The sequence below is a fragment of the Puia sp. genome, from assembly GCF_035546395.1.
Taxonomy (GTDB): domain Bacteria; phylum Bacteroidota; class Bacteroidia; order Chitinophagales; family Chitinophagaceae; genus Puia.
On the sequence record NZ_DASZXR010000019.1, the window covers coordinates 324,405 to 350,795 of the forward strand.

The following is a 26,391-nucleotide window of genomic DNA, read 5'->3' on the forward strand; positions in this document are numbered from 1 at the left end:
TTTAGTCACGTTGCCCGTTGATGTAAGTATTGCCTGAGCCCGGCCAGGATGGCCAGCTCATAGTGGAACTGATCTTTTACGGCATTGGTGCATCGAAATTCGAAAAAGCTGTCTCTCGGTCGGGTGAAGAATTTCACTCCAAAGCGTTCATTCAACATCCTGTCCTCCGGTTCGATCTCATACAGGAACAGGTAATTGTTGGAATAGACCGTCGCCCGCATACCCCAGCTTCTTCCTTCATAGTTGCAGAAGAAATAAAAAGTATTCATCCAATAGGTTCATCGGTTCAGTCGGGAATTTTTTTTCAAAAAGCCGTTGGGCATTCAGCACACTGGAGGGCCACGCAGGCGGTCGTTTCGGCCCGGCCTCCGCGCATGGATGGGAGTGAAGAGAAGGACCCGTTTCGGGGCATCGACGGTTATGGGAAGGGCAAAAAAGGGCGAGGGATGACAATACAACTGCCCGGCTGAATATCGCCTGTCGAGCAACAGATGTCTCCGGGTCTCACGGTTCAAAGCGTACCGCCGGCCCTGAAACGTTTGCGCGAGCATTGGGCTGGACGCAGGGTGCTTCGCCACTATTCGCTGTACACTCGAAAACTGGTAATATTCGCAACGCAAGGGTAAACCGGCTACGATGAGTTGGGCCGTACCGAGCAGGAAATGGGCAATGACGGAGAAGAATTTCAGTCGGGTTGCAAACACCCTGATTTGCAGCAAAATTCGTGCCTTTATGCCCGTATTTTCCCAAAGGGATTTTTAATCAAAAATTCACTTTTGTTAAGCCCGGGCCGGCATGCCGGATACAAGTACCGGCAACGTAAATTTACTGTAGAACGAGTTATTAATAGTTTTGCCTCGCTCTTTTCTAAGAGGGAGGCAACTTGTTTTCAGAGGAGTAGCGGGGTAAGGATATTTTGGTATTTTTACCCGACAATTCTCCATATGACAGATGAACATCGCATCCGCCAACTGTTCCCTTCCTTTGAACCCGACCTGGTGAATGTCATGGTCGAAAAGGCGGAAACCCGGGAATACCGGGAGGGACAAATGATGATGCGTACCGGCCAGCACTTCCGCAGCACCATGCTCATCCTCGAAGGGCTGATAAAGGTCTACCGGGAAGACGAAGAGGGGAACGAATTCTTCATGTACTATCTGCAGCCAGGCCAGGCCTGCGCCCTTTCGATGATCTGTGCCACCCGGCAGCAGACCAGCCAGATCATGGCCCGGGCCGTCACCGACACCGTGATCCTCTCCATCCCGCTCGAATGGATGGATAAGTGGATGACCCAATACAAGACATGGTATCATTTCGTTCTGGAGAGCTACCGGGCCCGCTTCGAAGAACTCCTGGTCACCATCGATCACATCGCCTTTCGTAACATGGACGAGCGGCTTCTTTTCTACCTGAAGAAACAGCAGGAGACGTCGAAGAGCAATCTCCTCTCCATCTCTATCACGGATATAGCCGGCGATCTCAATTCCTCCCGCGAGGTCATCTCCCGCCTCTTAAAAAAGCTCAGCGACAGGGGCTATATTCGGATGGACAAGAATATCCTGGAGATCATCCGATTGGACTTCAAGCCGGTCGATTGACCTGACCCACCTCACTCGCCGCCGTGACTATAGTCACGGAAATCTTTGCCGCCGATACCCATCTTTGTATCCGTAAATGTACAAAAATGGATACCGCGCATTTCTACGAAGTAAGACTCAACTGGGAGAACGGCCGCAAAGGGCTGATGACCTCTCCCGTATTGGACACGGCCATCGAAGTGGCCACGCCGCCCGAATTCCCGAATGGGATCCCCGGCATCTGGTCGCCGGAACACCTGCTCGTCGCCGCCGTCGACAGTTGCCTGATGACAACCTTCCTCGCCGTGGCGGAGAACTCGAAGTTGGAATTCGAAAGCTTCGAAAGCCGTGCTCTCGGCAAATTGGAAAAGGTCGATGGGAAATACCTGATCAGCGAAGTTCTGCTGACACCCCGTCTGACGATCCGAACGGAAGGAGACCGCGAAAAAGCGCTGAAAGTGCTGGAAAAATCGGAGGCCGCCTGCCTCATCTCCAACTCCGTCCGCGCCAGGATCGATTTCCGGCCGGAGATCATCGTCAACTCAGTTCAATAACCATCGGGACCGTTACTATGAATCAGCCATCATCATCAAAAAAAGGATATCTGTCCGCCGTGCTGCACAACAAATGCCCGCGCTGCCGCGAAGGGGACCTTTTTGCGGACCCCAATCCCTACCATCTGAAGAAGGGTACACGAATGCATGCCGCCTGTCCGGTCTGCGGTCAGCCGACCGAGATCGAACGCGGATTCTACTACGGCACGGGTTATGTCAGCTACGCACTTTCCGTCGCCCTCTCCACCGCCACGTTTGTCGCATGGTGGGTCCTCGTCGGGTTTTCCCTTCACGATGCCCGGTTCTTTTGGTGGATCGGCATTAACGCGGCATTGCTGGTCATCCTCCAGCCGCTGCTGATGCGGCTGTCCCGTAGCCTTTGGATAAGCTGGTTCGTGCACTATGATCCCGAATGGAAAGAACATATTTCCGGAAACGGAAATAAGGTCCTCACGGTTTAAAATATTTTTTATGAAGATCATCGTCATCGGAGGCAATTTTGCCGGGTTTACCGCCTCCATTCAACTAAAGCGAAAACTGAAAGAGAAAGCCGATGTTTTGGTTATCGACCGCAACCCGGACATGCTCTTCGTCCCTTCACTCATCTGGGTGCCCACCGGAAGAAGAGAGGTAAAGGACATCCTCGTTCCCCGCAAGCAGGTTCTGGAAAAAAAAGGCGTTCGGTTTCTACAGGCCACCGCGACAGCCGTTGATCCGGAAAGGCATACCGTCCACACCTCCGCCGGCGATTTCAATTACGATCAACTGGTCATAGCCACCGGACCAAAGGTCAACTACGATGTCGCGCCGGGCGTCCGTGAATATGCCTGTTATATCGGGACACCCGACGGCGCAATGAAGACCCGGGAAAAGCTGGAAGCATTTAAAAGCAATCCCGGCCCGATCGTCATCGGCGCCACCCAGCAGGCCGGCTGCATGGGTGCCGCATACGAATTCCTTTTCAACGTGGAAAAATGGCTCCGGGACAATAAGATCCGCCGGAAGGTGGACCTTCACTGGATCACCCCGGAGACCTATCTGGGCCACTTCGGCATCGACGGCATGCCCCTCGGAGAGACCATGCTGAAAACCTTTATGAAAATATTTCACATCCACTATCATACCGGCGTCGGCGTCACCGAGGTCCGGCCGGACGAGGTCGTGCTGACAAATGGCGAACGGATCGCCTCCCGGTTCACGATGCTGATGCCGCCCTTTGTCGGGGTCGACATGATCCGCAACTCGCCGCAATTGGGGGCCGAAGCCAACGGATTCCTCGAGGTCTTGCCATCCTACCGGCATCCACACTACCCGGATATCTGGGTGGCCGGGCTGACCGTGAATGTCAAACCGCCTTTCGCCGCCGGCCCCGTCCCGTTCGGGGTGCCGAAGACCGGTTTCCCAAGCGACGAGACGGGTAAGATCGTGGCGGAGAATATCGTCCGGACCGTGAACGGAAGACAGGACCTGAAAGAGAAGACATGGGGAAAGATACCCGGACTCTGTATCCTCGACGCAGGCAAAAAAGAAGTGCTGATCGTTTCCAATCACCTTTTCAAACCCCGGGTCTTCGCACTGATGTTACCGAATGTCTTCTATGATGTTATGAAGCTGTCGCTCGAAAAATATTTTCTCTGGAAGATGCGCCGCGGATACGCACAACTGCCCTGAGACGGCATACCCGCCCGGCTTTATCCGGTTTTCGGCACCCGGTACAGCCTGATCGTATTCAACAGGACCAGCGTGCTGCTGACCTGGTGCATTACGGCGCTACCCAGCAGCGATATCACGCCGGCTACCGACAGAACGGCGGCGAGTACATGGATAGATGTCGCCAGGTATAGGTCCAACCGGATGATCTTCAGGACCCTTTTGCTCATTGTCAGGATATAAGGAAGCGCTCCGATATCATCGTTCACCAATACAACTTTCGCGGAATTCAACGTGATATCGGTTCCCTTCAGTCCCATCGCAACGCCCACATTGGACTCGGAAATGGCAGGAGCATCGTTGATGCCGTCGCCGATCATGATCACCCGCTCCCCCCTGGCCTTGAAGTCCCGGATAAGGCCGATCTTATCTTGGGGAAGCGTCTCGGCGAAAAAACGCGTCAGGCCCAGCTCGGCGGCAACCTTTTCCGCCACCGCCCGGCTATCCCCCGTGATCATCGTCAGCCGGATGCCCATCTTCGTCAAGGTAGCGATCGTCCGGCCGATACCCTCCCTCAGCTCGTCCGAAAGAATAGCGATCCCCGCGGCAATGCCATCGACAGCGATAAAGACAGCCGAACGGCCTTCATCCTCGTTTGCTTTTAAAATGCCACCCGTGGACGGAGGGACGGTCAGCCCCAATTCGGCAAAAAGCTTCCTGCTGCCGATCAGGACTTTTTTCCCCTGGCAGATACCTTGCAAGCCCTTCCCCTTGATGATCTGCAGGTCGGTGACCGGCCGGATCACGAGATGCAGGGCCCCGGCCTTTTGAAGGAACGCCTTCGACAACGGATGTTCCGAATACTTTTCGACGCTGGCTGCCAACCCGATCAGTATCGACTCGTCGAATCCGTCGGCCAAAACGACTACCTTGCTTATCTCCGGGCTCCCCTTTGTCAGGGTCCCCGTCTTGTCAAACGCAATGGAATCGATCCTCGTCAGATCTTCCAGCGCTTCCCCCGTCTTCACAAGGATGCCCCTTTTCGCCAGGATACTGATGCCGATCGTCGTGGCCACCGGCACAATGATGGCGAATACCACCGGCACCAACGCGACCCAAAACGCAAGCGAGCGCATCAGGTCATGGGTGGCAAGGTAAATGATCAAAGTCCCTGCAAAGGCTATTAGCGCATTGGAAAGCGCAAATTTGTCCGTAAACCGGCTAAGGGGGGAATTATGGCGCTGAGCCTCCTCAACCATCTTATGTATCTGCGACAGGGTTGAATTTTCGCTCGTGCTGGTGACCTGCATCTCAAAGGAACTGCCCTGGTTGATGGATCCCGCCACCAGGTGCACTCCCTTTTCCTTTGTTATCAGCCTCGACTCTCCGGTAATGACCGATTCGTCCAGCACCGCCTCTTCTCCGAGCAGTATCCCATCCACGGGGACTCGTTCCCCGGCTTTTACGACAAGGGTATCACCGGTCCTTATATCTTTCAGGCGTACCTCGCGGATCTCGTCCGTCTTCCGGAAGGCGATGTCCGGAAGGACCCTGGAGATGTCCTTCACCGACCGTTCCACCCGCCAGAGGATGTATTCCTTGAATACATTCCCCATCACTATCAGTAACGCAAAGATATTTGCGATCAGCAACTCGCCGGTGTAAAGCAAAATAAAGAGGGTCAACACTACGGGAATCCCCAAATCCACCTTTTTTTGTTTCAAAGACCGGGTGATATTCTCCAGCAGTGGCAGCGAACCCGCAAGAGCCCCAACGATCAAAAAAGGCTTGCGCCAGGTATGGGGCACGAGATGAGCCGAATTTGCGATCAGCACCCCACCGATCAATACGGCGACGGGCGCCAGGAACCATTTTGTTTTATGCATGGCCACCTAATATACCTAAAAAAGGCAGTTCTCCCGTTTATTTAACGCGCCGTTCCGTCCTCGTGGCGATCCATGTCCCATCCGCAATGGCCCCTGCTGCACACCCATAAGCGATGGACGCGTCGCAGACATATTGAGCCATACTCCCCGAGGAAACCAGCCAATAGCCGCCTGCGCAAACGAGGATTATCCAGGCCCCAAGGAAATAGTAGCTGTGAACCCGGATCGCCCGCGCCAGCGGGAAGAAATGCAAACCGGCGATCAGTGCAAAACAGGATACCAGCCATTTCTCATGTCCGGTGCGGATCAGGATGGTCCATGTGGCCATCACCGCGATCCCTTCCAGGATGAAAATGATGGCATACCGGGAAGCCGTCCTGCTTTCATTTTTCGAAAGCGGGGCGTTCGCCGATTTGTCGTTCCCGACACAGTCTTCGAGATAGTAGAGGCTTATGGAGTAGAATCCCAATATCACGGCGGCGGCCAGCACGGTCCCTGCTGCTATTATATGGTCGCGGAAATCCAGCGCATATTCGCCGATCATAACCCAGGCCATCGAAAACAGGACCATATGGAAGATCCCGCCTCTCGCCGTTTCTATTTCGGTCTTTGTGAGTGGTTTTGATGTCATATTCTGATTTCAAAATTTTTCATTCTAATTTCCGGAGCACGTCTTCGACCGTGAAGAACAACTCCAGCCTGGATTGGTCCCAATGCTGCATGGCCATCCTTTGCGCCATCGTTCCCCTTTCAAAATCCCAGAATCGGGCTTCGGCGGAAGAACAGTGTACCGTCCATTCATGGTGGCCGTGGTCCGTGACGTATCGCCGATTGCCGCATACGGGGCAGTGAAACTCCTTTTTTTCCAAGAGCGTTTCTATATGCTCCATGTTCATGCAAAAAATTATTGGTGAGCATCCCGTCGCCGGCATGGAATGCCGCCGGCCTGACTCATTCCCGGGAAGGAAACAGGTTGCATCTGGCAAACAGCCGACGGGGGATGCTCGATAAGATTGATAAATATTGTTGCGCCTCACCGCCGCCCTCCGAAATGACCGCCGCCGAAACGCGCTCCGCCGCCGGAAGGCCTCGCTCCGCCAAAGGACCCGCCGCCGGAAGGCCTCGCTCCTCCAAAGGACCCGCCGCCGAAACGCATCCCGCCGAATTGAGACGCCCTTTGAAAATTCATGGTCCTTACCTGGCCCCGGGAAATCATTTGTCGCTGCTGCGACATACCACCTGTATAAGACCGGTTCACAGGGGCCGTCCACCCGCGGTTAACCCGCTGTTGCCACTCTCCCTGCGCACCCGGCCGGTAGATGTTTCCTTCCCTGTCGGTGAACACCGTTGTTCCCGGCCTCCCATACACCGGTTCGCGGCCCGCATCGAACCCTCCCGGCCGCGACGGCCGCACAATTCCCTGTCTGCTCCGGTAGACGTTGTTGTTGTACCGCATGTGCATATGAGTGCCGGGATTGATCACCGCATCCCTTCCGTAATAGCCACCCCGGGTATCCGACCGGAAGCGCCCCCCATGCCAGTTCCGGTAACAGGGACGGTATGCCGAAGCCCCGCCCCACCAACCACCGCCATCCCATCCGCCCCAACCAAAGCCAAGGCCCCCGTCCCAACCCGTCCCCCAGCCAAACCCGTCGTCGAACCAGTCGTAATCATACCCGGCGCCAAAGCCCCAGCCCGACCAGGGATTATAACACATACCGAATCCCCAGGTCCACGGCCGGGGGTAATAGTCTGCGCCCACCCAGGGATCATAGGCATACCCCGTTCCATAAACCACAGTCGGACCATCTACAAAACTGTTCAGGTATCCGGGCGTATAGCCATCATATACATAGTCCGGGCCGGAATCGTAGACATAGACATATTTAGCGTTATAAACGGGGTAATCCGGTGGTACCTGGTCCATCTCCTCCGGCCGGTCGCTGCTGACCGCCCAGGGACCCATCGGGCTCTCCGCGGTGAACCAGACCCCGTTGTCCACGGAAAAATAACGCCCATGCTCTTCCAATACGGTGGAGCTTGTATTGATCGCATATTGCAGGTCTGTTCCGGCGATCGGTTTGAACTGTGGCGTACCGTCATATACGACCTGCGTGACAGCCGACCGCCTGTCCACTTTCGCCGTCTGCGGGATCTGCGCATCCATGACCGCTTCCTTCGCCGCCTGGGTCCCTGCAACGCTTGCCAGCACTCCGTCCTTGGGAGAGCCTTCCGGTATCCTGCTGAAGTCGGCCGGCAACCGGTCCGACTCTATAAATTGCCAGCTGCTGTTTTCATTCAGGGACGCCGAAGTGTACCACCGGCCGGACAATAAGAGATAGTAATGTTGATCCCGGGTATCCACGAATAGGTCGTTGTCCGAATTCTTTACGTACAACAGGGAAGTGCCCGATATCGGCGCCAGGTCAGGACTTCCTTCTGTCTGGATCAGTTCGGCGGGCGTCGCGCTGACAATGATGTCATAAACCGGTTTGTCGGAGGTTTCATCCGTAGGAAGATCATCATTGCGGACGGCGGCCTTCTTCAGCGATCTGGCCATTCTTTTCAACTTATGCTTCACCTTATCGTTATTGTACACATAAGGACCCGTCGCCGCCGGCGCGACATACCAATGCCCTCCGCCGAATAAATAGAACTTCCCATCCTTCGGCCGGATGATGATGAACGGACTGTTGGTTACCAGGTCCACTCTCCAGCGCTTATCCCGCTTTAGGATCGGCTGGCCGTCGGTCAGCACCAGCATCGAAGATCGCGTCCGGAAATACAACTTCGGTAGAGTGTTATTCAGGTTTTTGGAAAGCTGTGCCTCCTGCCGTTGTTCATCCAGGGAGGAGAGAACTTCGTCCAGCGGCAAGACCCCTGCGGCTTTCGGTATAAAGGACTCCAGGCTCTGCCGGATATGATCGCGTTCGATCAGGGTACTGTCGGCAGGCGCTTTGATATTGTTCACCCGGACGGATTCCACGGTGACCTGCCGGGTGTCCCGGTCCACCTCTACGGTAGACGTGGCCCAAAATACCCCGAAGACCGGCTCGGCCACGCCATTCTCCTTTACGGAAAAAGCCGACCTCGATCTCAGCGTGTTGCCGGCAAAATTTTCCACCTGTGGCTGGTACAGATCTATCACCGCACCCGAGTTGGTGGTGATCGTTTTCGGCCATTCCTCCTGGGCAGCCGCGCGGTGTACGGAAACAAGTGCTGCCGTCAGCCATACAAGGCTGCTAAAATGCATTTTCATATGAATTTCTTATAGCTCCGCGCAAACCGGCGCAAACTGGTTGGGAAGAGCATCATTAATCGAAAATTGAAAGGGCCCCGTATGGCATCAAACTGCCGGGGCTGCAAAGGACAGCAACGAATAGGGAGGACCCCTCAGGGGTGAGGTGGGCGCTGCTCTTTCAAGAAAACCGACCGGCAAGAGTCGGGAATATCTTCCGGCTTCCGTTTCGGGCGGGATCAGGCCGGTCGTGAAGGAAGGCAAAAGGAAAAACTGGGTTACATCGAACCGCTTGTCCAGGGATTGCAACCGGCATTCGTTGCGACGGGGCCCGAGCCCGGCCCCCGGCCCGACAATCGATATGCGCTTCGCAACAATCCCGTGTATGCTGCCGAAAGGATAAGAACTGGAGAGCCGGTAAAATTTATCGGAAGACTGTTCCGTGAACAGCGATATGCAAATGGCCGCAAGAATGATCTTCGTCATCCAAAGAAGAACCCGATGCTTCAAATGGAACATTCATAAATTTAGCCTTTATTCAAGGTCGCAGGACGCCGGCGTGAAAATTTAATCCCAAACGCACGCTTTCCTAACGACGTCCTGCGGGAAGGAAATCATCCGGCAATCGCCTGTTCCTCCACTGCCTGCTCATCCGCACTGGGGCCATAACTGCCGGGAATCGGGATATCCAGCAGCCGGAGAAAGACACCCAACTGCGCCCGGTGATGGACGATCTGGCAATAGGCCATCCGGATGATCTCGCCCTTGGTGGCGACATGATAGATCTCTTCCCCGTTTCTAAGCGTCCAGGGCTCCCCCAGCGTCTCTTCCCGCGCAGCGGCCAGGTGGCTCCGCCCGTCTTCCAGCGACCTCTCGAAATAGCTCAGCAGATCGGCGGTATTGCTCACCTCCTCCTGCTGGTAGGGATTATTGGCGAAATCCAGCTCATCGGTGGTAAGTGCCATGGTCACCCAGCCGGGCAATTCCGCTATGTGGGTGGCTAATTGTTTAATAGTCATACTCTTTTGATGCGGTTGCCAGGTAAAATAGGCTGTGGGGACACGCTCCAGCATTTTGCGGGTGGTCTGGGCTTCCTGATCCATTTCTTTCAGTAGTGGGCTGATCGTTGACATGAGTCGTAGGTTTTAAAAGTGGTAAAAGACAAATGATCCGTTTGTTGGATCAAAGTAAACACCAGCTCCTGTCAGCCCTATGTCAGCAGATGTCAGGAATTCCCGGAAAAACTTAACATTGGTTTTAACCCATTCAGTATTAAATTTATATTATCATATTATTATCAAAACACCATTCGTATGACTCAACAAGAAACGGCGAATCCTGCGATCTCGCATAAGAAACAGGTTCGGAAAGAGATCGGGGAGAAACTGACGGGCGCCCTGGCTGAATACAAACAAGAGCTCGGTGAAAAGAAGCTGGCGACCCACGTAAAAAAGGTGAGCAAGCTGATCAGCCGGGATCTGCTGAAGATCAGCAAAAAGCAAAAGCATGACAAGAAGAAAGTGGCCAAACCGGCTAGGAACACCGCGAAAGCTGCTGCAAAAAAATAGCACCGGGTAGGGAAAAAAAGCGAACGTTGTTGGCCAACAACCGTTCGCTTTTTTTGTTAGTGAATACAAACGAAATCACTATGGCCAGCTTCGGAGAATTAAAGCTCAACACCTATTACCTGATACAGGTAGATGCCGAATCCGACATCGAATTAGTGTCGGTGATCCTCCAGACAAAAGAGACGGTCCTGCTGCGCAGTTACCTGCCGCAGGCGGAGGATTTTTTCAAATACCAGGACGAGCCCATTTTCAAATTGGTGGAAGAGGTCGATGAAGAAACAGCCGGACAACTCGAAAGCCTCTATCAGCAGCAGACGGTAGAGACAGAAGAACTTTACGAAGAAAGCGAGGAAGAATAACCCTCAAAAGTTGCACAGGATCACCAGCAGCACGATGGCCGTCAACACGGCATACAGGTAATCTTTTTCCAAAAGGTAACCGATAAAGGAAAAGAGGATCCGCGCAATAGGCGTAGCAACAAGTATCAGCAGACCCAGTTGTATCAGTGGCCTCCCTTCGCCCCGCCACACCGCCTCCCACATCAGCAATGGTTTTCGCATCTTGTCCGGCTCCCCCTGGAAGTGATGGTATTCCGGGTACCTTCCTCCATGACGCACAAGGTAGACAATGCCGCCGGCCAGCACCACCACCGAAGAAGCAAGCACGCCATTACGCAAAAGCGACCCGATGATCTGCTCCAGATCGGCATCGCGGAACTTCCTTCCCAAACGCCGGGCTCCATTGGATGTTGTCATGTCAGATGGTATGTTTGATTCCGTTATAGATCATTTCCGCCGCCAGAACCAGGATCACCAGCGCAAAGAGCATCTTCAGGCTCTTCGTTTTGGCCTTCGTCAGCATTCTGGATCCGAGGAAAGCCCCGGCCAGCACACCCAGCATAACAGGCATGGACAGTCCCGGATCGATATATCCGCGTTTCAGGTAGATGCCCACGCTGGCAGCCGCCGTCACACCGATCATGAAATTACTGGTGGTCGTCGATACCTTGAAGGGAATACGCATGATATTATCCATGGCGATGACCTTGAGCGCTCCCGAGCCGATGCCCAGCAATCCCGAGATCATCCCGGCAATGTTCATCATGATAAACCCGCCCACCACGTTCTTTACGAGATAATGCCTTTCGCCTTCCGGTGTCGGAAAACTGCTGTTGAGACGCAGTTTTTGCGACAATGAACTGGGCCTTCCCTCCGTCACCGGGTCGGCCGGCCGCGCAAAGGACAACAAGGCCGAAACGATCAGGATAAACCCGAACAGAATGGCGATCACCGAGGTAGGCAGATAGGTGGCCAGGAAAGCGCCGCCGATCGCACCCGCGGTCGTCGCCAGCTCCAGGAACATCCCCAGCCGGATATTGGTGATGCCCTCTTTTACATAGGCCGCCGCCGCACCCGACGAAGTGGCGATTACACTGATCAGCGAGGTGCCGATCGCGTAGTGGATATCCACCTTGAAGACAAGGGTTAACAGCGGGATCAGAACAACGCCGCCGCCAAGCCCCGTGAGCGAGCCCAACAGACCGGCGATCAGAGCCCCAAGGAAAAGAATGACACTAAAAACAAGAATGGTCATGGTGGTGTAAATATAGGGGCATAATGATTTGTTGTAAAAATAATTGCGTAAATTTATATCAGCGATGTTTCGCAGGAAACATAGAAGCTCCCGGGCCGCACTCCGATGCGCCTTTGCCCTGATCGGTCTCATCTTCCTCACCGTCCAGCTCTCCGGTAGATTTTATGCCTGTTCCAGCCAGGTCGTTTTCGCCCCGGCCCATAAAGCGATAAAATCCGCCATCCATAGCACGGATCCCCGCATTCTTTCGCTCGACAAACGCTACAAGGCGCAAAGATCCATCGCCTTGCTGATCCAACCCGTACGGAATGCATTTGCCGGCACGCCCGTCATCCCGACCCCTCTACTTTCCAAGCCCCTTGCCATTGCCGGGCGACGTCAGGCGCCCGTCGTCTTGCGTGGCCCGCCTCCCGCCGGTTGAATCCCACAACAACTTTTTTCACTCAACATACATTTTTATGAAAAAGATATTGCTGCCCCTGTTGGGGATCGCACTCGCATTCTCGTTTACCGGGAAAAAGCTCTTGCCGGCCACTATCGCGGCAGGCGTCAATGCAAAATATCCCGGCGCAAAGATCAAAGGCTGGGAAATCGTGAATGATCGGTACAAGATAAAAATCACCGCCGACAGGAGTAAGGAAGTGACCTGGTTCTCCACCGACGGGAAATGGCTGCGGACGGAAAAGCACCTGGGCCTGACAAAAGATCTGCCCGCTGCCGTGAAACACGGCTTTCGGCACAGCGGCTACGCCGATTGGAAGATCGACGACATCAGCGAGGTCTCATCCCCCGACGAGCCCCTGCGCTATAGGCTCGATATCGATAACGGGACCCAACTGGACTCCTGGCACTATGACGCATTCAAAAAGGAGGTCCTCCTCTACTTCGACCGCAATGGTGTAATAATAAAAAAGACCGGTGCTTAGCACCGGTCTTTTAAAGGCGTCTTATTTTAGGGCAACTCCCTCCTTTATCTCATCGTTGGCACTGGCGACGACCTGGTCGCCGGGTCGCAGATCGCCCAGCACTTCGATAAGGCTGCTGCCTTCATTACCCGTCGAAACATCCACCCTCGCCGTTTTGCCGTCGCGGATGACGATGACATACTTCCGCTCGGTAGAGGTCACGACAGCCGTCTTCGGCACCGCCAGCGCATTGGGATTTCCCTTGCTGTCGAAGAGAACATCCGCGTACATCCCGGGCGACAGCTTCTCGTCTTGATTATAAACGTCGAGTTCGACGGGTTCTGACCGGTACTGCTGGTTGATGTTCATCGATTTCCGGGCAATATGGCCCACGAACCGCTTCCCGGGGAAGGAGCTGAGGTAGAAGGAGATCGTGTCGTTGCCGCGGAGGGTGCCCGCCATGCTCTCGGGAATGGACACTTGCAGTCGAAGGCGGTCCACGTCCTTCAGTTCCAACATCGGCTTGCCATCCTTGCCTTCCGCACTGACCAGGGCGCCGGGATGGACGTTGCGTTGCGTGATGACGCCCTTGAACGGCGCAGTCACTTTCAGATAGGCCAGCATCACCTGCTGTTGCTGCCAGGCAGCCTTTTCGGCGTTGCACAGGGCGCTGTCGGCCTCCGTCTTCGACCTGGCCGTCGCCAGGTCCATGGGAGAGATCGCGCCCGGGGTCTTTGACGCCTGCCTGAGCCGCTCATAGTTCTCGCGGCTGATGGTATAGGAAGATACGGTCTGGTAGTACTTCTCCCGCGCCTGCGCCGCGGCTTGTTCCAATTCGGGGTCTTCCAGCACCATCAGCAACTGACCGGCGGCGACATGCGAGCCGATGTCCACCAGCACACTCTTCACATATCCGTTCACTTTAGGGAAGATGCTCACCTCCTGGTAAGCGGCAAGCTGTGCGGGCAGTTTGTACACCTGCTCGACGGATCGCTTTTCGGCGGTGGCCAGCGTATATTGGGGCGCCGCCGCCGGCGTCGCCGGCGTTTTATCGGCGGCCTTGTCGTCGGAACAGCCGTAGATCAACGCCGAAGCCGATACGAGAATTATAAAGATATTCTTGTTCATATAGTGGTTTTTGAATTTTCAGGTGAAAGGGAAACATCATCTTCAGGTAAAAGGGAAACATCATCAAAGGACGATCCTTGCCGGATCCAGGCGTATACCAGCGGCACAATGAATAAGGCCGCAAATGTCGAAGCCGCCAGTCCGCCGATAACCGCACGCCCCAACGGCGCCGACTGGTCCCCCGCTTCGCCAAGACCGCTGGCCATCGGGATCATCCCGGCGATCATCGCCAGCGAGGTCATCAGGATCGGCCTTAACCGGATGCTGGCCGCCGCAATCGCCGCCTTGAACGGATCGCGGTATTCCGTTCTTAATTTCTCGGCATTCGTCACGATCAGGATCGCATTGGCCACCGACACCCCGGTGGACATGATGATACCCATATACGATTGAAGATTGAGCGTCGCGCCGGTAGCCAGCAACAGGAGCATCGAACCCAGCAACACCGCCGGCACCGTCGCCAGCACGGCAACGGAGACGCCAAAGGACTGATAGTTGGCTGCCAGCAACAACAGGATCACCACGATCGCCGCCATGAGGCCCGTTTGCAGCGAGTCCAGCGTCTCCACCAGCAACGAGGACATCCCCTTGATCTCCGCCACCAGGCCCGTGGGCGGAGCGCCCAGCCGGTCGATGGCCTTCTGAACGGCCGCCGTAGCCGATCCAAGGTCTTTCTTGTAGATGTTGGCGCTGACAGTGACGTAGCGACGCGGTCCCGAGCGATCGTATTCCCCGGGCAGGGTATCGACACGAAGCGTGGCCACGTCGGAAAGCACCGGCCGGTTCTGTCCCGGCACCAACGACACCGACTGCAACTGCTGCATCGAGTTCATGATATATTCCGGCACCTGGACCTGGCTTTGATAGGTGTAGGCCTTCTGCTCGTCCAGCCACAGATTCTTATTGGTATACCGGCTGGAGGAAGTGACATCCGTAATGCTCTTCGAGACGTTATCGATGGACAGCCCCATCAGCGCAAGCTTATTCCTGTCGACGCTTATCTGCACCGTAGGCAACTTTAGCGGCTGTGCGATCTGCACATCCCGAAGAAAAGGGACTTTTTTTAGCGCGGTAAGCAGTCGATCCGAATAGGACTCGATATTGTCCATGTTCTTACCCGCGACCCGTACTTCGATCGGCGTCGAAGCGCCCTGCGCCATGATCTTCTCCGTCAGTTCGATCGGCTCGAACGAAAGCTTCACGCCGGGATAGGCGGCAAGGATATTCTTCCGGAGCGTCTCTTTCAGGTCCTCGATCTTCACCTTGTAGTCCTCGTCGAGGTTCACCTGGATCACCGACTCGTGCGTCCCGCTGTTGAAGATATACAGGTTACTGGTCCCGAAATTGCTCGGCACCAGCCCTACATATGCCGACGAGATGGCGATATGGTGATTTACCGTATTGTCGATGATCCCAAGCACACCCTGGGTCACTTTTTCCGTCACTTCCAACCTTGTTCCGTCGGGCTCCCGTACCCGCAGCTGCAGCTGGCCCGTATTGCTTTTGGGCAGCAGGTCCTTCCCAATAATGACAAAGCAAAGCCCGGCCGCGCCAAAGGCCAGGATAAGGTAGACCATGACCAGCAGCAGGCGGTGCGGCATCCATTTTGTCAGCCGGGAAGCCAGCCCGTTCTTGATCCGTTGAAAGAAACCGTTGTCTTCCCGGTGCTCGTGTTCCTGTTGGCCATGCATCGACACCTGTTCGCACTCGCCGCTGTCGAGCGCCAGGCCTGCATGCGCATGAGGCCCACGATGGTGATACTGGAATTTTTTCTCGTCGAGGATCCATACGCTGATCACCGGCACGAGCGTCTGCGCGGCAACGAAACTGACGATCATCGCAAAGGCGATGGACAGCGAAAGCGGGAGGAACATCGCCTTCGGCACTCCGGACATCACAAAGGCGGGTGCAAAGACGGCCAGGATACAGAGAAGGATCAGCAGCAACGGAAAACTGATCTCCGAACAGGCGTCGAGGATCGCCTTTTTCTTCGTATTGCCCATCTCCAGGTGCTGGTGGATATTCTCGATCGTCACCGTCGCCTGGTCCACCAGGATGCCGATCGCCAGCGCGAGACCGCTAAGCGTCATGATATTGACGGTCTGGCCCGCCAGCTTGAGGAAGAACACGGCCCCCAGCACCGCAACCGGGATCGTGATGATCACCACGAGACTGCTTCGCCAGTCCCGCAGGAACAGCAACACCATCAGGCCGGTAAGCACCGCGCCAAGGATGCCTTCCGTCATCAGGCTCTTGGCCGAGTTGATCACGAACACCGATTGATCGAATTCATAACTGATGTCCACGTCGTCGGGCAGCAGGCTCTTCATCTCGGGAATGCGTTTGCGCAAGGTCTGCACCACCTCCCAGGTCGAGGCGTCGGCCGTTTTCACAACCGGGATATAGACGCTTCGCTTCCCATTCACCAATGCATAGTCGACCGTGATATCGGCGCCGTCGGCAACCGTCGCCACGTCCCGCACATAAATAATCCCGTTCCCATTGCTCCGGACCGGGATCTCCTCGAAATGCTGCACCTTGCCCTCCAGCGAATTGATCGAGGTAACATACATCATGCTGTCCACCCGCAGGTTGCCCGAAGGCGTGATGGCATTGTTCTTTGCTATCGACTGCACTACTTCGTCCGCCGACAGATTGTACATCCGGAGCTTCTCCGGGTTGACGTTGATCAGCACCGATCGGGCATTGGAGCCGAAAGGGGGCGGAGCCGAAAGCCCGGGCACCGTCGCGAAAAGCGGCCGGACGCGCGTCAAGGCCAGGTCGAAGATGTCCTTCAACTGCCGGGTCTTACTGCTGAACACCAACTCACCCACCGGCAGGGAGGAAGCGTCGAAACGCACTACCTGCGGCGGCAGGGCGCCAGGCGGGAAGAACGCAGCAGTCCGGTTCACCTGCAACGCCACCTGCGCCGAGGCTTCGGCCATATCGGTGTTCTCATAGAACGTGAGTTTGATCAGGGACAGACCCTGGATATTGCGGCTCTCGATGTTCTTGATGCCGTTGACATAAAGGAATTGATCCTGCATCCGGGTCGCAAAAAAACCTTCCATCTGCTGCGCCGACATGCCGCCGTACTGCTCGATGACATAGATCGTCGGCGCATTCAACTTGGGAAAGATATCGATCGGGATCGTCCGGACCGCCATGACCGAGAACAACAGGATCCCGGCGAACAGAACGATGATTGTGATCGGCCTTTTTAAAGCTACTCTTACCATTATAAAGAATGTTATTTGATAGATTGAATGAATTGGTCCAGGGACCCGGTCGAGGAATACTTGTCCAGGTTGGCCAACAGCCAGTCGCTCAGCGTCTGGATATAATCCGACTGCGAACGGTAAAGAACAAAGGACGCATTGGTCAGATCGACGACATTGATGATCCCCGCCTTATATTGCGCTGTCTTCTGGTTGAACGCATCGGTGGCCGAACCGATCTGGATCGGCACCTCCGCCAGGTTCTTCGTCGCCGTCCGGATCGCCTCGTCGGCCTTGTTCCCCACATTTTGCAGTTCCAGCTGTTGTTGCTGAAGGCCATAATCGCTGGCAATGGCATTGTTCCTTGCAATTCGCTCCTTGTCGCGACGATGAACAATATTGAACAGATCGTATTCCAGCGTCAGCCCCGCGAGGTAGTTGAACCGCTGATAGCCCAGCCCGCTGACCGCCGAAGACTTGTAATTATTGGTGTAATCGATACTCGAACCCCGGGCCCAGCCAACGCCATTGAGCAACACTCGTGGCAAAAAGCTCTTCTTCACAAGCTCTTCCCGTTGCAGGTACAGCTCTTTCTCCTTCGTGAAAAAATCGATCAGCGGATTAGCCGCTCCTGGCTGCAAATTACCGATGCCGGTGAGCGTCGACAGGTACATGCCGGTCTTCGATGTGTCGATCGCGACATTGTCCACCGGGATCCCCGAAAGATAGGAGAGCTGTTGCTGCAGCTGCCGGATGTCGCCGAGCGTCTGGTTATAGGTTGTCCGGGCTTTCGACAGCTCCGCCTTGGCCAGCGAGGAATCCGCCCCGGGCTTGATCCCACTCTCGGTCACCGCACGGATCACCGTGAAGAGGGTGTCATACCGGCTGACATTCTGCTGATCGATGGCCAGTTGGAACCGGCTTTTCAGAATGTCGAGATACAACTTGGCCACCTGCCACTTGATCAGGTAGGCCTCCCGGTCCCGGTCCGCCTGTGTGAGACCCAGATAGGCCTGCGCATTGCGCACCGTGGCCTTCTTCAGGCCAAAATCCAATAATTCAAATTGGTTGTAAAAGAAACCGATATTGCCAATTGCGGCCTGGTAAAGGTTCGAACTCCTGACCCCGCTTGAACTGGAAGGGATGATCCCAAAGGAGATATACGATCCGGGGATCGAGTTATCCGTACCCGCCGTTACCTCGTCCCCGATATAGGAAGTGGGCAGGAAGGCATGCCGTGCGTCGGTGACCCCGGCGCTGGCCGCTTCGACCAGCGCCTGCTTCTGCAGCAATACCGGCAAATGGCGCTGAGCGCTGTCGACATAATCTTTGAGCGAATATTTTTGTTGTGCAAATACCGAAAGCGAAGGCATCAGCAGGAATATGCCGATAGCCCTACCAAACTTTCTGATGCAGAAAGTGACCATACAAATGTAAAATGGATTAAAAAAAATAGAGGACAGTCAGGCAGTGAACGCTCAGACGGCAAGGGGCGGGCCACGAAGCTGCGGACGGATGAGGGATACCGACGGCAGGGGACGCAGGCAAAAGACGCCCAATTCACGGGGCGTGACGATCACCGCCGGCGCCGGCGCCTCATAGACGGTACAGGGCGCAAATTCCTCCCCATGATACCGTTTGTTGAGCCGTAGCTTGGTCCTATGCGAACCGGGATAATGCACCCGCGGGGCGTTAAGACCCGGCTCGCCCGACCGGGCATGAAGAAAGGCCGAATATCGGATGATCTCCCGCGCCTCGGAATGCCCTTCGAAATTATAAAAAGATTCGACGGAGAAGAACACCCCATAAACCGCCAGGATCAGCGCATAAAAAGAAAACTTATGTAAGTTTTTCCCCATCGATCCGCGAATTTAACGATAAAATCCAGCTTGGCATACCTGCATCTCAAAAAGAATGACTAAAAACGGACCAACGGTAAGACTGCCTAAAACAAAGGCCCCGCTGCCCAGTAGATGAGGGCAGCCAGCCCGCCACTCAACGGGATGGTCAGGATCCACGCCCAAAGAAGATTGATAGTCACGCCCCAACGCACGGCCGACATCCGCTTGGTGCTTCCGACGCCGATAATGCTGCTGGTGATAATGTGGGTGGTGCTGACCGGGATGCCCAGCCACTGGGTGAGGAAAAGGGTCAACGCGCCGGCCATCTCCGCACAGAACCCTTCCATCGGGCTGACCTTCGTCACCCGCTTGCCCATGGTCTTGGCGATCCGCCAACCACCACTCACCGTACCAAGGGCAATGGCTGAAAAGCAGGCCAGCGGCACCCAGTGTGGGACATGGTTGATATCGTCGAGGTCGCCGTGAGCCATCAGGGCGGCGGCGACGATCCCCAGCACCTTTTGAGCGTCGTTACTGCCGTGTCCGAGACTAAGCAGCGCCGAGGACACCAACTGCAGCCGCCGGAACCAGCCTTCGGCCTTATAAGGATTGCTTCGCTGGAAAAGATTGATCACGAGGACGGTGATCACCAGCGCAGCGATCAGCGCGATCAACGGCGCCAGGGCAATAAAAAGGAAAGCGGGAATGACATTACTGTATTCGATCACCGCGCGGCCATGCACGACCCAACCACCGGCATGCGCCAGCGCCGCACCCACGAATCCTCCGAGCAGGGTATGCGAAGAGCTGGACGGAATGCCGAACCACCAGGTAAACAGGTTCCACGCCAGCGCGGCGACCAGCCCCGACCCGATCACCGGCAACGTGATGAATTCCCGGTTGACAAGATGCGCCACCGTGCTCCCGATCCGGTAATGCCCGATATACTGGCTGAAGATGAAAAAAGCCGCAAAATTGAAGATGGCCGCCCAAAGTACTGCCTGGAATGGGGTAAGGACCTTGGTGGAAACGATCGTGGTAATGGTAAGGGCAGCATCGTGAAAGCCGTTGATATAGTCGAAGATCAGGGCCAGCGCGATGATGGTAAACAAAAGGATCAACTCCGGCCGGTTTAGGCGTATTTAATAATAATAGATTCGATCACATTGGTCGCATCCTCGCATTTGTCGGTGACGATCTCCATAACCTGGTAGATATCCCGCTTCTTGATCACCTCCTTCGCATCCGGCTCGGTCTCGAAAAGCCGCTCGATGCTCCTATCGAAAATATCGTCCGCCTGGTTCTCGATGCTGTTCACCCGCACCAGGGCATCGGTGATGGTCCGCATATCCCGCATATTCCGCAGCTCCTTCACCGCCCCCCGGATCTGTTTGGCCCCGGACTCGATCAGGTCCGCCATCTTTAAAATGCCGGGATCGTTCGGATTCACCTTATAAAAATTGATCTTCTTCGCCGCCGCATAGATATAGTCACAGATATCGTCGAGGGCGCTGGCCAGGTAGTGAATATCCTCGCGGTCGAAGGGAGTGATGAAATTACGGCCCAATTCCGTAAAGATACGATGGGTGAGATCGTCATTGACATGCTCCTGCGTCTCCAGCTGCAAGATCAACGCCGCCCGCTTGTCATAGTCGGGCTCGTTGACCACCTTCTTTAATAATTCTCCCATTCTGCCCACACCGTCCGCTACCTCCTCGAAAAGAGAATAAAAGACCTTGTCCTTGGGCAGGAACAGCTGAACAAATGCATTGAAACCCTTCATGTCGATTAAAAAGAAGACAAGTTAATCCGATTATCGGCGGTGAGCGGAGAAGAGAACTGTTGGTAATGATTTCTTAACATTAGTCTCCAAGGGGGCAGGCGGCCATTAACAAAATTTCAGGGCAAGTTATCGGATTGCAAATTATCCGCCTTCATAACTTATTCATAAACAAACATTAAATGGCTCAGATTTTAACAACGTTGCGCTCATTTGTTAACTGTTAACGTTAAGGTAACATTCCGGTAACATTCGGGTCATCGCATAAACATTGTTTTGCAGCGAATTAACGAACGTCGAACCAGTTAACTTAAATCTTAACGAACCAAGACTTTTATGAAACGCTTTACAGCAAAACAACTCCTATTTATCGTAGCTTTTTCACTTTTAACCATCGCCTCCCAGGCGCAATACCTTTGGAACAGTGACTCTGCTTTCAAGGCGGGCAGGGCCAACTCCGGTCGTCTCTGGGGCTATATGTTTGGTGACTACTACGCTAAAGGACACAGCGATTCGCTCAACCGGGGCAATGCTAACCAGTACACCGGTATCCCCGCCGGCCGCTCTGCTTTCCAGTTCCGCCGTATCTATCTGGGCTATGATTACAACATCACTCAAAAGTTCTCGGCAGAATTGCTGTTGGCAGCCGAAGACAACTTTCCTGCCAATAACCCTCCCGGTTCCGGAACCTCCGGCGACGAACTGTTGAACAACAAGGAGACTTTCTACATCAAGTTGGCCAACATCCGCTGGAAGAATATCTGGAACGGTACCGATCTGGTAGTCGGTCAACAGGCTACACCCACCTTCCCCATGCTGACAGAGAAGATCTGGGCCTACCGTTCGATCGAGAGAACCATCACCGATATCCGCCGGACCCCTTCGTATGATCTGGGCGTCGGGCTGCAGGGCAACTTCGATCCGAAAACCAAGAATTTCGGCTATAACTTGTTGGTCGCCAATGGCAGCAGCGCTAAACCGGAAGCCGATAACTTCAAATGGTTCTACGGCGACGTTTATTTCATGTTCCTGGACAAAAAGCTCATTTTTGACCTGTATGGCGACTATGAAAGGATCGGCTGGGTGCCCGAAAACGGCGACATCCAATATGGACACGTTTCCCGCCAGATGACCAAGGCCTATGTGGCCTATAACACCCCCGCCCTCACGATCGGCGTGGAAGCCTTTGTTAACCACCTGCAGAATGCCATCGCCGCAACCAACAAATCCGACGGCAAAACCACCTACCTGTCCCCCAACGCCCAGGGAATATCCGCCTACGTTCATGGCGACATCATCAAGAACTCTCTCCGTTTCTTCGCCCGCTGGGACGGCTACAGCCCGAACAACAAGGTGGACAACAGTCTGTATTCCGGGTATAAAGCCGGGGTTTCTACGATCGGTAACTACGTGGACGGCACTCCGGTCGGATCGCTCAACGACATCACCTATAAACAAATGTTCATCACCGCCGGTCTGGACTTTACCCCGGCCAAGAATGTCCACTTGATGCCCAACATCTGGTACAACCACTACAAGACCCAGCTGGATGGCAAAAGCGGCGCGTACAATGGCGACTATGACATCGTCTATCGCATGACCTTCTATTTCGTATTCGGAAAATAAAATACGGCATAGTCTAACGATTTTTGATTCTTAACTCCCAATTTTACAACATGAAACAGAATTCTTTCAAAATTCATCGCACCCTGGCCGCCGGGGCCTTCTTTGCTATCATCAGCATGAGCCTGGTCTCCTGCGGCGGTGGTGGCAGCACCAGCGGCGCCGATAGCACCGCAGCCGCCGGCAGCAGCGACAACATGATCACCGGCGCAGGGAGCTCTTTCGACAACCCCCTGTTCTCGAAGCAGTTTTCCGAGTACGACAAAGCCAACAACCAAAAGATCAACTATCAATCCGTTGGTTCCGGCGCAGGCATCTCCCAGCTGACCGCAAAGACCGTGGAATTCGGTGCATCCGACGCCCCGATGAACGGCAAGCAGGATTCTGCACTCTCGGCCCCGGTCGTGCATATTCCGATCACCGAAGGCGCCGTCGTGATCAGCTACAACTTGCCCGAAGTAAAGGATACCCTGAAGATCACGCCCGCCGTCCTGGCCGATATATTTTTGGGCAAGATCACCAAATGGAACGACCCGAAGATCGCCGCCGACAACAAAGGGGTTAAGCTACCGGCTACGACCATCACGGTCGCTCATCGCAGCGATGGCAGCGGTACGTCCAACATCTTCACCACCTACCTTTCCAAGGTGAGCGAAGAATGGAATACCAAGGTCGGCAAGGGCTCTTCCGTCAACTGGCCCGTTGGGCTCGGCGGTAAGGGTAACGAAGGCGTTGCCGGCCTGGTCAAACAGACGCCCGGCGCTATCGGTTATATCGAGCTGGCCTATGCCGTTCAGAACAACATGGCCTATGCCAAGGTCCAGAACAAGGCCGGTAACTTTATCACCCCCAGCATCGCCAGTGTAACTGCCGCCGCTAACATCCAGATCCCCGCCGATACGAAGGTCTCCCTGACCAACACGGATGCTGCCGATGGATACCCCATCTCCAGCTTTTCCTGGGTCATCATCTACAAGGAGCAGAAATATGGCGACCGCACACTCGACCGTGCTACCCGTCTCGTGAAGCTGCTGCAGTGGATGATCCACGACGGCCAGCAATACAGCAGCGCACTGACCTACGCTCCGCTCTCTCCCGCCGCCGTCAGCGCCGGGGATGCCGTTCTGAAGTCAGTGACCTATGATGGCAAGCCGATCTTACAATAACTTTATATTGTGTTATGGATACATCTGTAGAGAATGGGATGATTACCCGCAGCGACTCACCGCTGCGGGTAATTAATTCTTCGCCCGAAGCCATCGCCAAATCAAAAGCGCGGGCGAGACGCTCTTTCCGGCAAATACGCACGGAAAACATCTTTAAGCGGTCGCTGATGATCATGGGACTGCTCATGATCGTCCTGGTACTGGGCATCTGTCTCACCCTTGCCTGGCAGTCCCGTCTGTCCATCTCGAGCCTTGGCCCAAAATACCTCTGGAGCAAGGTCTGGGATCCCGTACAGGATATTTATGGAGCCTGGCCCTTCCTCCTGGGGACCCTGCTCACCTCGTTCCTGGCGCTGATCATCTCGATCCCGTTCTCGATCTCGGTGGCCATCTTCCTGGGGGAATATCATCCCAAAGGCTGGCTGCCCAATTTCCTGAAGAATGCAGTCGAACTGATCGCCGCGGTGCCGTCCGTCATCTATGGTTTCTGGGGGTTGGCCGTGCTGGTGCCGATCGTCCGCAGCTTCGAGTCCGGTATCGGGGTGACGCCCGTTGGCGTAGGCATCTTCAGCTCTTCGCTGATCCTCGCCGTCATGATCATTCCCTATGCCGCCTCCCTCGGCCGCAGCATGATCTCCCTCGTTCCTTCCCATTTGAAGGAGGCGGCGTATGGCCTTGGCGCCACTCGCTGGGAGGTCATCCGCAGCGTGATCCTGCCGTATACCAAATCGGGCCTGTTTGCGGGCATCCTGCTGTCGCTGGGTCGTGCACTGGGTGAAACAATGGCCGTCACCATGGTCATCGGCAACACCAGTCTGATCCCGAAAAGCATCTTCGCTCCGGGGAACACCATGGCCAGCGTCATCGCTAACGAGTTTACCGAGGCCGATAAACCGGTATACCTGTCGGCCCTGATCGAACTCGGGCTGGTGCTGTTCCTGGTCACCGTCGTGATCAACCTCATCGGCAAGAAGATAATCGATCGCTTCACCAACGAATAAACACCATGGACGGAAAAAACATAAAACTGCGGCTTGGCAAGAGCTATGGCTTCCAATGGCTGATCTATGTCCTCGCCTTCGCCTGTCTCGTCCCCCTGCTGGCGATCCTTTTTTACATCGTCAAGGCCGGTATCACCAAGATCAACTGGCACTTCCTGGTGAATGTCCCGAAGCCCGTCGGCGAGTCGGGCGGCGGTATCGCTAACGCACTGGTCGGAAGCATCATCATCATCCTGGTCGCCGCCGTCATCGCGATCCCCATCGGCATCATGGCGGGGGTATATCTTAGCGAGAACCGCCGGAGCCGCCTCGCCTACTGGGTCCGCCTGTGCACGGATATTCTCCAGGGCGTTCCTTCGATCGTAGTCGGCATCGTCGCCTATTTCTGGCTGGTGCGGCCCTGGGACCTGGGGCCCATCCACCACAAAGGCGGATTCTCCGCCCTGTCCGGCAGCTTCGCCCTGGCCATCATGATGCTGCCCATTATCGTCCGGTCGACAGAAGAGACGCTCAAGCTGCTGCCCGATTCCCTGAAAGAGGCCGCGCTGGCGCTGGGCATGCCCTTCCATCGGGTGATCTTCAAGGTCATCGTACCGGTAGGTATCAGCGGTATCCTCTCCGGCGTTATGCTCTCGGTGGCGCGCATCACCGGCGAGACGGCGCCCCTCCTGTTCACCGCATTCGGGAATCCCTATCTTTCGGTCAATATTGGCAAACCCATGCAAAGCCTGCCCCTGCTGATCTTCAACTACGCCACCAGCCCCTACCAGGACTGGTTGAACCTCGCCTGGGGGGCATCGTTGATCTTGTTGTGCTGGGTCTTATTCCTAAACATCTTTACCAAGGTTATAACAAGAAAATGGAAAGTACAATTATAAAGAGCAGGAACTTCAACGCCTCGTTTGGTACCAATCACGTCGTTAAAAATGTCAATATCGACATCCCGCGGAACCATATCATCGCTGTCATGGGTCCCTCCGGGTGCGGTAAGACAACCTACCTGCGATGTGTCAATCGCATGCACGAACTGATCCCCGGCGCAACCAGCAACGGGGAAATGAAGCTCAACGACGAGGACGTCTACCAGATGCATCCCATCTTCGTCCGGCTCAAGATCGGTATGGTATTCCAGCGCCCAAACCCCTTCCCCAACCTGAGCATCTACGACAACGTCATCGCCGGCTACAAACTCAATGGCATCAAATTGCCAAAAGCCGAACGCGACGAGATCGTCGAACGCTCGCTCACCAAAGTCGCCCTTTGGAAAGAAGTAAAAGACTCCCTGAATAAAAAAGGCTCCTTCCTCTCCGGCGGTCAGCAGCAACGCCTTTGCATCGCCCGCACCGTCGCCATGGAACCGGAAGTGATCCTCTTCGACGAGCCCACCTCCGCACTGGACCCCATCTCCACTTCGACCGTGGAAGAGCTGTTCCATGAGCTGAAGACGAACTACACGCTCATCATCGTGACCCACAATATGCAGCAGGCGGCCCGCGTCAGCGACAAGACGGCGTTCTTCTTCCTCGGCGAGCTGGTGGAATACGACGAGACAAAGACGATGTTCACCAATCCCAAAGATCAGCGAACGCAAAACTATATCACGGGCCGCTTCAGCTGATCCCGGCCCCAATGCCGGCAACGGCGTGTATTTATTATCTTTATA

At 55.0% G+C, this 26,391-nt stretch carries 27 protein-coding genes; 13 read left to right on the forward strand and 14 right to left on the reverse strand.

Annotated features, from left to right (window positions below):
- Positions 1–5: 5 nt before the first annotated feature.
- Complete coding sequence (locus VHE34_RS27745) at positions 6–269, reverse strand: hypothetical protein (RefSeq protein ID WP_325594148.1); 264 nt, start codon at positions 267–269, stop codon at positions 6–8.
- A 675-nt stretch (positions 270–944) separates the two neighbouring features.
- On the opposite strand from VHE34_RS27745, the gene VHE34_RS27750 reads away from it, so the two are divergent.
- The 4 genes from VHE34_RS27750 (at position 945) to VHE34_RS27765 (ending at position 3,802) form a co-directional block, all read left to right on the forward strand.
- Complete coding sequence (locus VHE34_RS27750) at positions 945–1,598, forward strand: Crp/Fnr family transcriptional regulator (protein WP_325594150.1); 654 nt, start codon at positions 945–947, stop codon at positions 1,596–1,598.
- Between the two features lie 86 nt (positions 1,599–1,684).
- Positions 1,685–2,131, forward strand: coding sequence for an OsmC family protein (locus tag VHE34_RS27755; protein ID WP_325594152.1), 447 nt, complete (start codon positions 1,685–1,687; stop codon positions 2,129–2,131).
- Positions 2,132–2,148: 17 nt separating this feature from the next.
- Positions 2,149–2,592, forward strand: coding sequence for a DUF983 domain-containing protein (locus tag VHE34_RS27760; RefSeq protein WP_325594154.1), 444 nt, complete (start codon positions 2,149–2,151; stop codon positions 2,590–2,592).
- A gap of 10 nt (positions 2,593–2,602) precedes the next feature.
- On the forward strand, positions 2,603–3,802 hold the full coding sequence (locus VHE34_RS27765; protein ID WP_325594156.1) for an NAD(P)/FAD-dependent oxidoreductase: 1,200 nt from the start codon (positions 2,603–2,605) through the stop codon (positions 3,800–3,802).
- Between the two features lie 20 nt (positions 3,803–3,822).
- On the opposite strand, the gene VHE34_RS27770 is transcribed toward VHE34_RS27765, so the two are convergent.
- From VHE34_RS27770 to VHE34_RS27790, 5 genes are all read right to left on the reverse strand, one after another.
- Positions 3,823–5,667 carry a cation-translocating P-type ATPase gene (locus VHE34_RS27770; RefSeq protein WP_325594158.1) on the reverse strand — a complete coding sequence of 615 codons (1,845 nt, stop codon included), beginning with the start codon at positions 5,665–5,667 and terminating at the stop codon, positions 3,823–3,825.
- Positions 5,668–5,704: 37 nt separating this feature from the next.
- A complete protein-coding gene (locus VHE34_RS27775) occupies positions 5,705–6,298 on the reverse strand; it encodes a hypothetical protein (RefSeq protein WP_325594160.1) in 594 nt (197 codons plus the stop codon).
- A 19-nt stretch (positions 6,299–6,317) separates the two neighbouring features.
- Positions 6,318–6,563 carry a hypothetical protein gene (locus tag VHE34_RS27780; protein ID WP_325594161.1) on the reverse strand — a complete coding sequence of 82 codons (246 nt, stop codon included), beginning with the start codon at positions 6,561–6,563 and terminating at the stop codon, positions 6,318–6,320.
- 137 nt (positions 6,564–6,700) lie between these two features.
- A complete protein-coding gene (locus VHE34_RS27785; RefSeq protein WP_325594163.1) occupies positions 6,701–8,926 on the reverse strand; it encodes a hypothetical protein in 2,226 nt (741 codons plus the stop codon).
- A 593-nt stretch (positions 8,927–9,519) separates the two neighbouring features.
- On the reverse strand, positions 9,520–10,038 hold the full coding sequence (locus tag VHE34_RS27790) for a DinB family protein (protein ID WP_325594165.1): 519 nt from the start codon (positions 10,036–10,038) through the stop codon (positions 9,520–9,522).
- A gap of 180 nt (positions 10,039–10,218) precedes the next feature.
- On the opposite strand from VHE34_RS27790, the gene VHE34_RS27795 reads away from it, so the two are divergent.
- On the forward strand, positions 10,219–10,473 hold the full coding sequence (locus VHE34_RS27795) for a hypothetical protein (protein ID WP_325594167.1): 255 nt from the start codon (positions 10,219–10,221) through the stop codon (positions 10,471–10,473).
- Positions 10,474–10,553: 80 nt separating this feature from the next.
- Positions 10,554–10,832 (forward strand): hypothetical protein, encoded by a 279-nt coding sequence (locus VHE34_RS27800; RefSeq protein ID WP_325594169.1) that lies wholly within the window; start codon positions 10,554–10,556, stop codon positions 10,830–10,832.
- Positions 10,833–10,835: 3 nt separating this feature from the next.
- Here VHE34_RS27800 and VHE34_RS27805 read toward each other — a convergent pair whose 3' ends face one another.
- A complete protein-coding gene (locus VHE34_RS27805) occupies positions 10,836–11,228 on the reverse strand; it encodes a DUF1634 domain-containing protein (protein WP_325594171.1) in 393 nt (130 codons plus the stop codon).
- Between the two features lies 1 nt (position 11,229).
- On the reverse strand, positions 11,230–12,066 hold the full coding sequence (locus tag VHE34_RS27810; RefSeq protein ID WP_325594173.1) for a sulfite exporter TauE/SafE family protein: 837 nt from the start codon (positions 12,064–12,066) through the stop codon (positions 11,230–11,232).
- Positions 12,067–12,130: 64 nt separating this feature from the next.
- On the opposite strand from VHE34_RS27810, the gene VHE34_RS27815 reads away from it, so the two are divergent.
- Both VHE34_RS27815 and VHE34_RS27820 read left to right on the forward strand, forming a co-directional pair.
- Positions 12,131–12,487 carry a hypothetical protein gene (locus VHE34_RS27815; RefSeq protein WP_325594175.1) on the forward strand — a complete coding sequence of 119 codons (357 nt, stop codon included), beginning with the start codon at positions 12,131–12,133 and terminating at the stop codon, positions 12,485–12,487.
- Between the two features lie 37 nt (positions 12,488–12,524).
- Positions 12,525–12,992, forward strand: a complete 468-nt coding sequence (locus VHE34_RS27820) for a PepSY-like domain-containing protein (protein WP_325594177.1) — start codon at positions 12,525–12,527, stop codon at positions 12,990–12,992.
- Between the two features lie 21 nt (positions 12,993–13,013).
- Here the strand turns inward: VHE34_RS27820 and VHE34_RS27825 are convergent, their stop codons facing one another.
- From VHE34_RS27825 to VHE34_RS27850, 6 genes are all read right to left on the reverse strand, one after another.
- Positions 13,014–14,099, reverse strand: coding sequence for an efflux RND transporter periplasmic adaptor subunit (locus VHE34_RS27825; RefSeq protein WP_325594179.1), 1,086 nt, complete (start codon positions 14,097–14,099; stop codon positions 13,014–13,016).
- The gene (locus tag VHE34_RS27830) at positions 14,096–17,338 is read right to left on the reverse strand and encodes an efflux RND transporter permease subunit (RefSeq protein WP_325594181.1); all 3,243 of its coding nucleotides are present in this window, start codon (positions 17,336–17,338) and stop codon (positions 14,096–14,098) included. Before VHE34_RS27830 ends, VHE34_RS27825 begins: the two co-directional genes overlap by 4 nt.
- Positions 17,339–17,349: 11 nt before the next feature.
- On the reverse strand, positions 17,350–18,744 hold the full coding sequence (locus tag VHE34_RS27835) for a TolC family protein (RefSeq protein WP_325594183.1): 1,395 nt from the start codon (positions 18,742–18,744) through the stop codon (positions 17,350–17,352).
- A gap of 51 nt (positions 18,745–18,795) precedes the next feature.
- Positions 18,796–19,176 carry a hypothetical protein gene (locus VHE34_RS27840; RefSeq protein ID WP_325594185.1) on the reverse strand — a complete coding sequence of 127 codons (381 nt, stop codon included), beginning with the start codon at positions 19,174–19,176 and terminating at the stop codon, positions 18,796–18,798.
- Positions 19,177–19,262: 86 nt separating this feature from the next.
- On the reverse strand, positions 19,263–20,279 hold the full coding sequence (locus tag VHE34_RS27845; protein ID WP_325594187.1) for an inorganic phosphate transporter: 1,017 nt from the start codon (positions 20,277–20,279) through the stop codon (positions 19,263–19,265).
- 11 nt (positions 20,280–20,290) lie between these two features.
- Positions 20,291–20,941, reverse strand: coding sequence for a DUF47 domain-containing protein (locus tag VHE34_RS27850; protein WP_325594189.1), 651 nt, complete (start codon positions 20,939–20,941; stop codon positions 20,291–20,293).
- Positions 20,942–21,274: 333 nt separating this feature from the next.
- On the opposite strand from VHE34_RS27850, the gene VHE34_RS27855 reads away from it, so the two are divergent.
- Genes VHE34_RS27855 through pstB form a run of 5 tightly spaced genes read left to right on the forward strand, consistent with a single transcriptional unit; the run spans position 21,275 to position 26,346 of the window.
- Positions 21,275–22,564: a hypothetical protein gene (locus VHE34_RS27855; protein WP_325594191.1), complete on the forward strand. Its 1,290-nt coding sequence runs from the start codon at positions 21,275–21,277 to the stop codon at positions 22,562–22,564.
- A 50-nt stretch (positions 22,565–22,614) separates the two neighbouring features.
- Positions 22,615–23,727, forward strand: coding sequence for a phosphate ABC transporter substrate-binding protein PstS (gene pstS / locus VHE34_RS27860; protein ID WP_325594193.1), 1,113 nt, complete (start codon positions 22,615–22,617; stop codon positions 23,725–23,727).
- 14 nt (positions 23,728–23,741) lie between these two features.
- A complete protein-coding gene (pstC, locus tag VHE34_RS27865) occupies positions 23,742–24,728 on the forward strand; it encodes a phosphate ABC transporter permease subunit PstC (RefSeq protein ID WP_325594195.1) in 987 nt (328 codons plus the stop codon).
- 5 nt (positions 24,729–24,733) lie between these two features.
- Positions 24,734–25,606, forward strand: a complete 873-nt coding sequence (gene pstA, locus VHE34_RS27870; RefSeq protein ID WP_325594197.1) for a phosphate ABC transporter permease PstA — start codon at positions 24,734–24,736, stop codon at positions 25,604–25,606.
- A complete protein-coding gene (pstB, locus tag VHE34_RS27875; protein WP_325594199.1) occupies positions 25,588–26,346 on the forward strand; it encodes a phosphate ABC transporter ATP-binding protein PstB in 759 nt (252 codons plus the stop codon). Before pstA ends, pstB begins: the two co-directional genes overlap by 19 nt.
- The last annotated feature ends 45 nt before the right edge of the window (positions 26,347–26,391 follow it).

Excerpts from the sequence above, each read along its gene's own strand:
- VHE34_RS27745 (WP_325594148.1), bottom strand. The coding sequence starts at position 269 with ATGAATACTTTTTATTTCTTCTGCAACTATGAAGGAAGAAGCTGGGGT.
- VHE34_RS27750 (WP_325594150.1), top strand. The coding sequence starts at position 945 with ATGACAGATGAACATCGCATCCGCCAACTGTTCCCTTCCTTTGAACCC.
- VHE34_RS27755 (WP_325594152.1), top strand. The coding sequence starts at position 1,685 with ATGGATACCGCGCATTTCTACGAAGTAAGACTCAACTGGGAGAACGGC.
- VHE34_RS27760 (WP_325594154.1), top strand. The coding sequence starts at position 2,149 with ATGAATCAGCCATCATCATCAAAAAAAGGATATCTGTCCGCCGTGCTG.
- VHE34_RS27765 (WP_325594156.1), top strand. The coding sequence starts at position 2,603 with ATGAAGATCATCGTCATCGGAGGCAATTTTGCCGGGTTTACCGCCTCC.
- VHE34_RS27770 (WP_325594158.1), bottom strand. The coding sequence starts at position 5,667 with ATGCATAAAACAAAATGGTTCCTGGCGCCCGTCGCCGTATTGATCGGT.
- VHE34_RS27775 (WP_325594160.1), bottom strand. The coding sequence starts at position 6,298 with ATGACATCAAAACCACTCACAAAGACCGAAATAGAAACGGCGAGAGGC.
- VHE34_RS27780 (WP_325594161.1), bottom strand. The coding sequence starts at position 6,563 with ATGAACATGGAGCATATAGAAACGCTCTTGGAAAAAAAGGAGTTTCAC.
- VHE34_RS27785 (WP_325594163.1), bottom strand. The coding sequence starts at position 8,926 with ATGAAAATGCATTTTAGCAGCCTTGTATGGCTGACGGCAGCACTTGTT.
- VHE34_RS27790 (WP_325594165.1), bottom strand. The coding sequence starts at position 10,038 with ATGTCAACGATCAGCCCACTACTGAAAGAAATGGATCAGGAAGCCCAG.
- VHE34_RS27795 (WP_325594167.1), top strand. The coding sequence starts at position 10,219 with ATGACTCAACAAGAAACGGCGAATCCTGCGATCTCGCATAAGAAACAG.
- VHE34_RS27800 (WP_325594169.1), top strand. The coding sequence starts at position 10,554 with ATGGCCAGCTTCGGAGAATTAAAGCTCAACACCTATTACCTGATACAG.
- VHE34_RS27805 (WP_325594171.1), bottom strand. The coding sequence starts at position 11,228 with ATGACAACATCCAATGGAGCCCGGCGTTTGGGAAGGAAGTTCCGCGAT.
- VHE34_RS27810 (WP_325594173.1), bottom strand. The coding sequence starts at position 12,066 with ATGACCATTCTTGTTTTTAGTGTCATTCTTTTCCTTGGGGCTCTGATC.
- VHE34_RS27815 (WP_325594175.1), top strand. The coding sequence starts at position 12,131 with ATGTTTCGCAGGAAACATAGAAGCTCCCGGGCCGCACTCCGATGCGCC.
- VHE34_RS27820 (WP_325594177.1), top strand. The coding sequence starts at position 12,525 with ATGAAAAAGATATTGCTGCCCCTGTTGGGGATCGCACTCGCATTCTCG.
- VHE34_RS27825 (WP_325594179.1), bottom strand. The coding sequence starts at position 14,099 with ATGAACAAGAATATCTTTATAATTCTCGTATCGGCTTCGGCGTTGATC.
- VHE34_RS27830 (WP_325594181.1), bottom strand. The coding sequence starts at position 17,338 with ATGGTAAGAGTAGCTTTAAAAAGGCCGATCACAATCATCGTTCTGTTC.
- VHE34_RS27835 (WP_325594183.1), bottom strand. The coding sequence starts at position 18,744 with ATGGTCACTTTCTGCATCAGAAAGTTTGGTAGGGCTATCGGCATATTC.
- VHE34_RS27840 (WP_325594185.1), bottom strand. The coding sequence starts at position 19,176 with ATGGGGAAAAACTTACATAAGTTTTCTTTTTATGCGCTGATCCTGGCG.
- VHE34_RS27850 (WP_325594189.1), bottom strand. The coding sequence starts at position 20,941 with ATGAAGGGTTTCAATGCATTTGTTCAGCTGTTCCTGCCCAAGGACAAG.
- VHE34_RS27855 (WP_325594191.1), top strand. The coding sequence starts at position 21,275 with ATGAAACGCTTTACAGCAAAACAACTCCTATTTATCGTAGCTTTTTCA.
- pstS (WP_325594193.1), top strand. The coding sequence starts at position 22,615 with ATGAAACAGAATTCTTTCAAAATTCATCGCACCCTGGCCGCCGGGGCC.
- pstC (WP_325594195.1), top strand. The coding sequence starts at position 23,742 with ATGGATACATCTGTAGAGAATGGGATGATTACCCGCAGCGACTCACCG.
- pstA (WP_325594197.1), top strand. The coding sequence starts at position 24,734 with ATGGACGGAAAAAACATAAAACTGCGGCTTGGCAAGAGCTATGGCTTC.
- pstB (WP_325594199.1), top strand. The coding sequence starts at position 25,588 with ATGGAAAGTACAATTATAAAGAGCAGGAACTTCAACGCCTCGTTTGGT.